The sequence below is a fragment of the Parabacteroides sp. CH2-D42-20 genome (assembly GCF_003670185.1).
Taxonomy (GTDB): Bacteria; Bacteroidota; Bacteroidia; order Bacteroidales; family Tannerellaceae; genus Parabacteroides; species Parabacteroides distasonis.
The window spans coordinates 1-10,228 of sequence record NZ_RAYG01000056.1; the positions used below are offsets into that span (position 1 = coordinate 1).

Consider the following 10,228-nt stretch of genomic DNA (forward strand, 5'->3'; position numbering starts at 1 on the left):
TAAATTCAGCGAATTATGGACTATGATTGCTGAAATTTATACTTCAATCCATATTCTTCCAGCTTGTTATAGAGTGTTGTTCTGCCTATTCCAAGCAGTTCGGCGGCGACCTTCCGGTTCCCGTCAGCCTGCTTCAAAGCACGCAGAATCCGCTCTTTATCTTCCTCATCGTTGCGTAGGGAGAAGCCGGTAACAGAGGTTATTTCGGTTATCCCAAGTTCCAGATGCTCTTTCGTGACAAGTCCCGTCTGAGCCTGCAACACCGCACCCATGATTTTCTGCCGAAGCTCGCGCACGTTGCCCGGCCATGAATGGGTCAGTAACGCTTTCCGTGCTTCGGAACTGAAACCGCGAACCTTGCACTCCAATTCATTATTGGCAATCTCGCGGAAGAACTCCGCCAATGGCATGATGTCCTCCTGACAGTCACGCAACGGCGGAACGGTTATCTCGAAATCGTGTAGCCGGTACAACAAGTCCTGACGGAAACGCTTTTCATTGACCGCCTTTTCCAGATTCTCGTTGGTGGCGGCGATAATACGGACGTTGAAACTCTTATCCGTTCTGTCACCCACCGGGCGGTATCTCCTCTCCTGTATGGCTCGAAGTAGCATCTGCTGTGTTTCCGGTGCAAGGTTGCCCACCTCGTCCAAGAACAGCGTGCCGCCTTCCGCTTCATGGAAATATCCTTTCTTGGCACTGTCCGCACCGGTGAATGCGCCTTTGACGTGTCCGAAAAATGCCGATGGAGCAAGCTCTTTGTTTAACGATCCGCAGTCCACAGGCACAAACGGTTTGCCAGAACGCTTGCTTTTGTCATGCAGATGGTGGGCGATATGCTCCTTGCCCGTGCCGTTCTCTCCGAAGATCAGCACACTCATATCGGTAGGGGCTACCAGCCTTATCCGGTGCATGATTTTCTGAAAGGCGGAACCGTCACGGGCAAAGACGGGCATACGGCTTCGCCCGATATTCCGTTCTTTCAGTATGGCGCGGAGCATGGGGACGAGCCTGTCCTCGACCAGCTGTTTGGGTATGTAGTCCAGCGAGCCGAGCTTCATGCTTTCCACCGCTGTATGTACTTCGGCATAGTCGGTCATGATGATGAACGGCTGCGTCATGCCTTCCTTGCGCATCCAACGCAGCAGGTCGATACCGTTGCCGTCAGGTAAGCGAAGGTCTGAAACCACTATGTCACCGTCAGCGGCTTGTTGCAGATGTTTCTTCGCTGTCAAGAGGTGGAAAGCCTGCACTGTACGGAATTTCTCACGTGCCAGCAGGTTGCAGACAAATTCGCAATACACGATATTATCTTCCACCACGATGATTTTTGTTTTATCCATTGTTGTATTTTCTTCTTTCTTCTTTTGCCTGTTGGATTATCTCCGAACCCTTATCCAATACGGCAGTCACGGCTTTGTTCAATGCTTCATAGTCGGGAGCGGCACTTCCATGAAGCTGTTTATAAAGTTCCCTTAATGGCAGGTCGGCGCGAAGTATCTCCCACGAACTACGTAGGTGGTGTGTAAGGGCATCCAGTTCTTGAAGGTCTTTCCGCCGTTCCGCATCCCTGATTGCCTGCATTTCCTTTTCGGTTTCCGTTATCAGTTTATCCAGCATGACAGATTCATTGCCGTAGGATAATAGGGAGGTGAAATCCGGTTTTTCGATTTGCTCCATTTTCATGGCGCATTTGTCGGAAACCTCCATCAGTTCCGATATGGAGAACGGTTTGAGCAGGCAATCGGCAAATCCACATCCTATAAGTTCCTCTTTGCTGCAACTGCCCGAAGCGGTTGTTACGACTACCGGGATGTTCCTTGAATTGCCCACATTGGAGGTTCGCAGCAGTTCCAGCACCTCGAAGCCGTTTATCTCCGGCATGTTCAGATCGGTAAGCAGTAGGGCATATTCTTTCCGGCGTATCATTTCCATCAGCACCGCAGCATCGGTGCAGGTATCGCAGTGTATCCCTTCCTGTGCATACATTTCTTTTAGCATCAGGAGCAGCACTTCGTCATTGTCGATGGCAATGACCTCATGGTATGCCTCATTGCGGCAGGCATAGCCTTGACAGGATTGTGCTGGCTGTTCCCCGGCTGTCTGCATGGGTATCTCCACCGTGAAGCGGCTGCCCCTGCCTTTCTCGCTGTCCAGCCGTATTGTGCCGCCAAACATTGACACAATACGTTGCACGATGGACAGTCCCAGTCCGAAGCCGTCCTTTGTGGCGGCGTTTGACAGACGTTCAAACGCATCGAACACGCATCGCTGTTCCTCCTCGGTCATACCCGTGCCGGTATCTTCAACCACAAGTGTCAGCACACCGTCGGCATACTCCGTTGTCATGGAAACTCCACCGTTCTCCGTGAACTTGATGGCGTTTGACAGCAGGTTGTTACCGATTTGCAGGATACGTTCCTTATCGGTCACTATAACTTCGTCCGTGCGGTTCATCACAGTAAAAGCCAGCCCCTTGTTCATAGCGATTGGCGTAAACTCCATTTCAAAAATGTGCGTAATTGCCGAAATCCGGCAAGGAGAAATGTTCGGCTGATCCTTGCCGTTATCCAGACGGAAGAAACTCAGCAGGGTATTGAGCATTTCACGCATACGGTCGGAAGATTGCCGGATATTACGGACATATCGCTCTTTTTTATCCTCATCATTTCCTTTTTCCATCAACGCGGTATAACCGATTATTGCGGTTAAAGGTGTGCGCAACTCATGGGTGATGGTATGCACGGCTTTCTTACGGGAGGCTATCAGTGCCTCGTTCTGTTCAACAGACTGTTTCAACTGTTCTATTAAATCCGCAGTTTCTCGTTTGTATCGTTTGATACGGGTGATATTTCGGTGGATAATTATGTAAGAGATTATCAATAACAACACAACGAATCCTGTCAAGCCACCTATCTGAATAAAAGAACTTTCACGCATGGCGGCTATTTCCGCTTCCCGTTTCTGTAAGTCTGCTTGAACTTTCTCGTCTATTTGAACTACCAGTCCTTGCAGTTGTCTGTTGAGTTCCGCATTTCGTGCAGCAAGACTATCGGCGTGTTCCGACAAACGGCGGCTTTGTGCCTGTTGTTCAGCTATCATATTCCGATTAAGGGAACGGAGCATCGTAGTAGTCGCAGTTGGTTTCGTTTCTTCCTTTTTGCCAAAGATGCCCAAGAAACCCTTGCGCTTGGACTTCTTGGGCTGTTCCTGCACACTCTTCTGCACGATTACAGGTACTTGACTGGTTATCTTATCGTTGATGGCTTGTTGCTGCTCAAGTATCTGAACGATTTGGCACATTTGCCGTTCCTTATCTTCGAGAAGATGGCGTACACTGTCGATACGCTCTGCCGGATAGGTAGCTTTGAAACGGCAGAGCATACTGTCTATTGACATACGCTGAGTATGGTAATGTTCCAAATCTTCATCATTCCATTCCAATATTGTTTCACCCAATAGGAAAAACTCTATCAGTTGAATGTGGATGTTGTTTATGTCTTTTCGGAAATCGTCAATCTGTCGGTTGTCGGATTCCAATGCCTCTACTTCTTGCCATTCGTTATGCCAAATGCCAATAATGCAACTTATGAGTATTAAAATTAGCGTATAACCACAACCTACTAATCGAAGAAATTCCTGCATAGTATTTCAGCACTTCAATCATTATAATTGATTATTTTAATGAAGTTTTAACCGGATTTTCTCGTTGTCTGACATGAAATATTCATAACATTAAGTATTGCTATTGTCTATTTCTTTAATCACCCTACAAGGATTGCCGACAGCCACACAATTTGCTGGGATTGAACGTGTGACTACACTTCCAGCCCCGATAACGCTATTTTCACCAATGGTTACATCCGGTAGTATGATTACGCCTCCACCAAGCCATGCTCCATTGCATATTTTTACAGGTTTTGCAAAAGTATGGCATATTTCTTTACCCGGCTTCCAGTCTGTTACAATTCGTTCCCTAAGTCGTGTGGAATGGGTTGCGGTATATATCTGGACATTTGAAGCAATAAGGACATCATCACCTATTTCTATTATATTATTATCAACAAATGTGCAGTTCATGTTGATTATTACTCGATTTCCACATAATATATGTTTGCCATATTCACAATGAAAATCAATATCCACACATACATTCTCACCGATACGTCCGAACAATTGCGTCAACAAACCATACCTTTTTTGATAGTCGCCATAATCAGTATTATTCAGTATCTTGATGGTTCTTTTTGCTTGCAATGCCATATTTGACAATGTTTTATCACTACCGTTGAATAATTCACCTGACAGACATTTCTCCAATTCGGTTTTTCCCATACTGTCTTTAATCAAATGTTACTTGCCAATCTGAATTTTCATACGCATCGAAGCAAAGTTTTATTTGCGCTTCTGTAACCTTTTCCTGTGCGAGTTCAGGAAGTTCATCAAGACTGAAAAAATTGCTTTCAGTTGTTTCTTTATTCTGAGTGAAGATTCCGCCCATAATGTCGCAAAGGACGAATATCTTACATACGTTATATGCATATAGCGGCAGATTATGCCTGTTGCGGTCTTGAACAGCTATGATTCTCCGCGCTTCTACGTCAAGTCCGGCTTCTTCTTTAACCTCTTTTATTGTATTTGACCTAACTGTTTCTAAAACATCGACCCATCCTCCCGGAAGCGACCATGTACCATTGTTTTCGTGAACGAGCAGGATTTTACCCTCTTTGAAGATTGCTGCACGCGTGTCTAATTTCGGGGTCTGAAAACCTGTTTCATTGCAGAACAACCCTTTTACTTCCTGAAACGGTAGCCCACTATATAAACTTATGATTTCTGCGGATATGTCTCTGATACGTTCAAATCGCTCAATATCAAAGCTGTCTTTACAATATGCCAACGCAGACTGAGATAAGAATTGTAGCTCTTTAGCCCAATGAAGCCATTTTTCTTTATACTGATTATGATTTGTCATATTACTAATTTTGATTAAAATGTAAAATTAGCGAATGGAATCCGGCTGTTTTTTGTTCTATCTTAAAATCGTATTCAATGGTTTGAAGTAATTTTGCATTTATGATAATAAAACAAGATATACAAGCCGCCTTTTTTGATGTGGACGGCACTTTATTGAGTTTTGAGAAGCATATTGTGCCTAACTCAACACAAGATTCCCTTGCGGAATTACATCGGAAGGGAATTAAGATTATTATTGCAACAGGAAGGTCTGCAATGAATCTGAATGAGATTTCGATGTTACCTTATGATGGAATAATTGGTTTAAATGGGACAAGCTGTGTCCTTAGGGATGGCACTACTGTTTCACATCATGCTATTCCACATGAAGTCTTCATTCGTTTCATGGAACTTGCAAAGAGATACAATGTCGCAGTATCAGTAGAAGGGAATGCTGGAGTTTTTGTTAATCAAGTAACTGCAAGAGTTGAAGAAATGTCACGTATGATTGCTCAACCTTTGCCGCAAATTCGGGATTTAACACAAATATTTATTCCGGGAGAAACTTCACAGTTATGCCTGTTTGCAGATAACCAGACTGAAATAGAAATAATCTCACAATTACCACTCTTATCATCATCAAGATGGTGTGATGTATTTGCAGATATAAATGTCGCAGGGGTTGATAAAGGGACTGGTTTGTATGAAATGACTAATTTTTATGGTCTTAATCCCTCGTTTACGGTCGCATTTGGTGATGGAGGTAATGACATTCCCATGCTTCGTAGGGCTGGAATTGGAGTTGCTATGGGAAATGCTTGTGATAATGTTAAAGATCATGCGGATTTTATAACCGGCACTGTTGATGATGACGGCATAAAATATGCCTTACAGTATTTAGGGATAATATAGGATTATGACTTTGTTTCCGAACGAATTTTACTAAGTGTCGGAAGCGTTGTACCTAAATAAGATGCTATATAGCCCAGATTTATCCTTTGAAAAAGGGATGGAAATCTCTGAAGTAATTCTATATAACGTTCCTTGACTGGAAGAATCAATCTATTTATGTGCATATCTTGAAGCCATAGAAAATTTTCTTGCTGTAATACCCGCATCCAGTTAGCGATATCAATGTTCCGAATATAAAGATTATTTAGACTTTCAATGCTAATAGAATAAACTACTGTCGGTTCCAATGTTTCTACATATTCAAAACCTGACTTATTTCTATATAAATCCCAAGAACCACATACAGCGTCCCCTTCCAAAGAAAACCAAGTAGTAATTTCTTTTCCTTCATGTAGAATATACGTACGTGTAATACCTCGTTCTATAAAATAAACATGCCGGTCAAATTTGCCGGCTCTTATCAGAATTGTTTTTGCAGGGAAAAGATGTTTTTTAAAACAAGAAGTAATCAGACGAATCGATTCATCTGAAACAGGATAGTAGCTTTTTATTTTATTGATTATATTTTCCATATTGCAATTTTACACGTTTTTATTGATAAGACCAAATTTATCAATGAAAACATGGGCAAAACAGTGTGAAATAATAAATTATATGAAGGGGCTGTCTAAAGCCCCAGTTGCATCTTTTTATATTTTCAATCCTTCCAGACGGTTTTCATCTTTGATCTGAAAACCCGGTCGTCTGATGATGATATGGTCGACAATTAAATTGCCTGACGAACTTCGTTCATTCGTCAGATTGCAAATCTGTGGCTGTTACAACCTCATTCCCCGTTTGCGTTTCTTTTTCCTGCGAAGCATCTCTGCCATTTCCTGATTGGCTTCCGCATCAGCGGCGTTGTAAGACAAGCCGTTGCCATTCAGTAATCCCAACGAACCACTGAATAACTCATTGCGTGCTGAACCGGACGGTGCGTTTGGCGTGGCAACATCATGTACTTTGGCTGTCATGCCCATACGTTCATTATATCTATTGTGCTGCAAGGCTGCGTCAATCTTGGTATAGCTGAACCGTCTGTCCACTTTGGAGCCGTTGAAACGGTAGCCGTTCTTTGTGAATACAATTCCCTGTACCTCGTCCGTTTGCTCCTTGTGCTTGAAACTGACCTCCACGCCCAAACGATGCAGGTTGGCGACAAACACGTTCCAGTTGCCGCACCTGCCGACTTCCTTTTTGAGAATGTCGTATAATTCGTACTTCGTTTTATCCGGTTCTTTCAGGCGGTTGCGCTTGACATCATCTTTTCCATTCGCCATGTGCAAACCGTATTTCAAAGTAAGTTCCTTACAGATACGGGTGCTGCGTAAACGCTCGTGCCTGTCCGAAATGGTATTGCCGTTGTTGTCGATGCGGTTGAAGGCGATATGCACATGCGGATGCTCCTTGTCGAAATGTCGGGCAATGAAGAACTGCGTGTCCCGTATGCCCATCTTCTCCATATATTCAAGTGCGATACCAGCCATTACACGATTGGGCAGTCGTGGCTCATCCTTTTTAGAGAAACTCAATGCAATATGTCCGACAGGTTTCGTAACCTTGTTGTTCATCCGTGACTGCGCATTGAAACTCTTGGCGATGGTTTCCTTGTTTTCCATGAACAAGCCGTCGTATGCCACCACCTGCGTCCCCTTGCCTTTGTCAAGGATGTAATCCACCACACCCTTGAAGTCGCTTCCCTTTACGATTTTCGCCATCATATCCCTATCTTGTTCAGAAGTTCATGAATCCTTGCTACCGCCACTTTGCAATCCCAACGGACTTCCGAAAATCCTCCGGCGTTCGCCTTATGCGCAAGCTGGTTGAGATTGTTCGCCATGCCGCAAAGCTGGCGCACATAATCGGAATGCTCTTTCGACAACCGCTCTTGCACGTATCCGTTTCGGAAACATTCCCTCATGTACTCGCTTGGCGATATGCCCGCCTCATACGCCCGTGTCAGCAGACGGAAGTAGTCGGCTGCCGCTATCTTCACACCGATGCGATAGCTCAGTTTTTCTGCCGTTTCCTTTTTCGGGCGACCGCCCTTGTTACGTCCCTTATGTTCCATATTCCTGTTTTCAATGCTGTTACTGTTTATACTGTATAGACCAACGGGATGCCACTTTCCGAGATTTGGAAAGTGAATAGCAAGCGGTTTCGGTACACCCGAAACACAAACTTGCTACCTCCCCAATTCCATCGGATGAATTTCGGGCAGCTCCCGTTTTTCTCTTCTGGGATGTCATAATCCAAATCCTTTTTTCTTGGGTTTTACTATGGTTCTTGGCGATGGATTAACGGCTAATTCCTGACGTTTTCCACACAAGTAATCGTTCAGGTCTTTGTGTCCGTTGTAGTTGTTGGAAAAGTCGCGGATACGTCCGGCAAACTCTTTTTCCAGTTCCCAATATGCTTTCCGTCCTGCCACATCATTGTCAAGCAGACAGTGGATATGCCCATAGCCGTGCAGCACGTCAATGGCTTTGGAAACATTGGCAACCGAATTGAGAATGACGTAATCCTGCCTGTCAAGGTTGGGCATGGTCGGACAATTCTTCATCCGCAAGGTGAGGAATGAAAGGTAGTCCGTCATGCCCTCGAACACGAGGCATTTCTCTCTCGGCTCACCCGCCTGCCGGATATGGCTGATGTCCTTCGGTGCGATGCAGCCCTTGAAGAAACGGTTGCGCACTTCATATCCTCCCGCCACGTTCGGGAAACCGATAGCGAAATAGGGCTTGCCGTTATGGGAGAAGTGCAGTTCCTTACATTCCGGCTTTGCCAAGGCGGTATCTATACCCCGTTCCTGCAAGTAGCGGAGCAATGCCGGATGGGAAAGTTCTTTCACTTCCAGATGTTGGAAACTCGGTTCGGATGCCTGCCGGTGAAAAGAGAAAGATACAGGTCGGACGTGTGGCATTTGCTCCGCTATCTTACCAAGCAGATAGGGTACATAGTCCGAACAGTAAAGTTCCTGCGCCAATGCGATGATGTTGCCGCCTCTGCCCAATCCGTAATCGAACCACAGATTGTGTTCCATGCTCACCTTGAACGAGGCTTCTGTTTCCTGCCGGAATGGGGATTTGTACCAAAGGTTGTTTCCTTGCTGCTTCACGGGCGAGTAGCCCAAACTTTGCAGATAGTCCGCCAGCCTGATTGTTTTTGCTTCTTGAATGTTCATAATGTATATTCCTATGGATTTGATGATGGCTGATAAAACGATGATTTGATGAATGGTGCTATATTCTTATTGTATATCAACACGATAGCCTCTCATCACGCCTTCATCAAAACATTCACCGAAAGAGAAAGTATGTCGGTAGTTTCTTTCTCTTTTCATCAGCAAAATGTCTTTGATGTAAGGTTGATGAGAGCGTAGTAGTCTGTATTCCAATATTTTATATACTTATTCATCATTTCATCAAAATAATCATAGTGTTTCTAAAAAAACTTTTGCCACGGTGTAATACCTTCCTGTCCTGCGAAGCGGGGAGTAACGGCATTCACGGTTGTAGTCCACTTGGTAGGTGGTATATGTGAGGGTATTGTGGGCTGGTGTCAGTTTCCAACACTCCTGCAACACCTTCCGTACTTGATGTTTCTCCGCTTTGACATATGTACTTGCCAATAGAACGAGTATATCATGCGGACAGAATGAAACACTGTCCACATTCATCGTTGTCATAATATCGAGAAGCAGTTCATACATTTCAATCTCCAACCGGTTACGGTTGCTGCGTATAATCTTCTGCAAGGCTTCTGTGTGCAGAAGTGACGGGGCAAACCACATACGGCTCTCTTTTTCGGTGGATAGTTTCCTGTGCTGCAAATGATAGAGGAAAGCAGGTATCTCCGCTTTCAGTTTTTGCAGGAAGTCGGTATCATCGGACTGCAGGCGGTTTATCTTGCGTACCCAATAGCGTGTTTCCCCTGCGTCTATGATGACTGGCAAATATTCGTTGTTAGAGCATAGCACGAACTTGGCGAAGAAGCCAATTTCGTCACGGTCTTTCCCTTTGGCTTCCACTTTGTAGGAGAGTGTGGTGCTGAGGTTCTTCAACCGCTCGCTGTCCTCCCTGCGGCTCAGCAGTACTTCGTCCACCACGATAAGGAGTTTCCCTGCCCAGTCGGAATTGAACTGGCTGCGGAAGTCCTCGTTGGTGTTGAATGTGACATTGTTCTGAAACAGGGCTTTCATGAAGTTCAGAAACGTGCTTTTACCCGTGTTGCGTTCTTCCGATACCAACAGCAGGATAGGCAACTTCTGAATCGGTTGCATGTATAGCAGTTGCAGGTAGTCCATACCTAATTCGTATTG

The 10,228-nt window shown here is 44.8% G+C and carries 10 protein-coding genes; 1 reads left to right on the forward strand and 9 read right to left on the reverse strand.

All coding sequences use genetic code 11. The annotated features are described in order from the left end of the window. Positions 1-20: 20 nt before the first annotated feature. The 4 genes from D7V92_RS21215 to D7V92_RS21230 all read right to left on the reverse strand — a co-directional run bounded on the left by D7V92_RS21215 (position 21) and on the right by D7V92_RS21230 (position 4,975). A complete protein-coding gene (locus tag D7V92_RS21215) occupies positions 21-1,343 on the reverse strand; it encodes a sigma-54 dependent transcriptional regulator (protein ID WP_121773727.1) in 1,323 nt (440 codons plus the stop codon). Next, on the reverse strand, positions 1,336-3,645 hold the full coding sequence (locus D7V92_RS21220) for an ATP-binding protein (RefSeq protein WP_121773728.1): 2,310 nt from the start codon (positions 3,643-3,645) through the stop codon (positions 1,336-1,338). The genes D7V92_RS21215 and D7V92_RS21220 overlap by 8 nt, the downstream gene beginning before the upstream one ends. A gap of 90 nt (positions 3,646-3,735) precedes the next feature. Then, complete coding sequence (locus tag D7V92_RS21225; RefSeq protein WP_121773729.1) at positions 3,736-4,335, reverse strand: sugar O-acetyltransferase; 600 nt, start codon at positions 4,333-4,335, stop codon at positions 3,736-3,738. 7 nt (positions 4,336-4,342) lie between these two features. Continuing rightward, positions 4,343-4,975, reverse strand: a complete 633-nt coding sequence (locus D7V92_RS21230) for an NUDIX hydrolase (RefSeq protein ID WP_121773730.1) — start codon at positions 4,973-4,975, stop codon at positions 4,343-4,345. A 101-nt stretch (positions 4,976-5,076) separates the two neighbouring features. Here D7V92_RS21230 and D7V92_RS21235 point away from each other — a divergent pair, with 101 nt between their 5' ends. After that, positions 5,077-5,868, forward strand: a complete 792-nt coding sequence (locus tag D7V92_RS21235) for a Cof-type HAD-IIB family hydrolase (protein ID WP_121773731.1) — start codon at positions 5,077-5,079, stop codon at positions 5,866-5,868. Positions 5,869-5,870: 2 nt separating this feature from the next. Here the strand turns inward: D7V92_RS21235 and D7V92_RS21240 are convergent, their stop codons facing one another. The 5 genes from D7V92_RS21240 to D7V92_RS21260 form a co-directional block, all read right to left on the reverse strand. Next, entirely contained in the window at positions 5,871-6,440 is a 570-nt protein-coding gene (locus tag D7V92_RS21240; protein ID WP_121773732.1) for a Crp/Fnr family transcriptional regulator, read from the reverse strand. Between the two features lie 246 nt (positions 6,441-6,686). Next, a complete protein-coding gene (locus D7V92_RS21245) occupies positions 6,687-7,628 on the reverse strand; it encodes a relaxase/mobilization nuclease domain-containing protein (RefSeq protein ID WP_121773733.1) in 942 nt (313 codons plus the stop codon). Further along, on the reverse strand, positions 7,625-7,978 hold the full coding sequence (locus tag D7V92_RS21250; protein ID WP_121773734.1) for a MobC family plasmid mobilization relaxosome protein: 354 nt from the start codon (positions 7,976-7,978) through the stop codon (positions 7,625-7,627). The genes D7V92_RS21245 and D7V92_RS21250 overlap by 4 nt, the downstream gene beginning before the upstream one ends. A gap of 174 nt (positions 7,979-8,152) precedes the next feature. Continuing rightward, positions 8,153-9,091 carry a toprim domain-containing protein gene (locus tag D7V92_RS21255; protein ID WP_121773735.1) on the reverse strand — a complete coding sequence of 313 codons (939 nt, stop codon included), beginning with the start codon at positions 9,089-9,091 and terminating at the stop codon, positions 8,153-8,155. Positions 9,092-9,340: 249 nt separating this feature from the next. Beyond that, the coding region (locus D7V92_RS21260) for a primase-helicase family protein (protein WP_121773736.1) at positions 9,341-10,228 on the reverse strand (888 nt) is incomplete at its 5' end.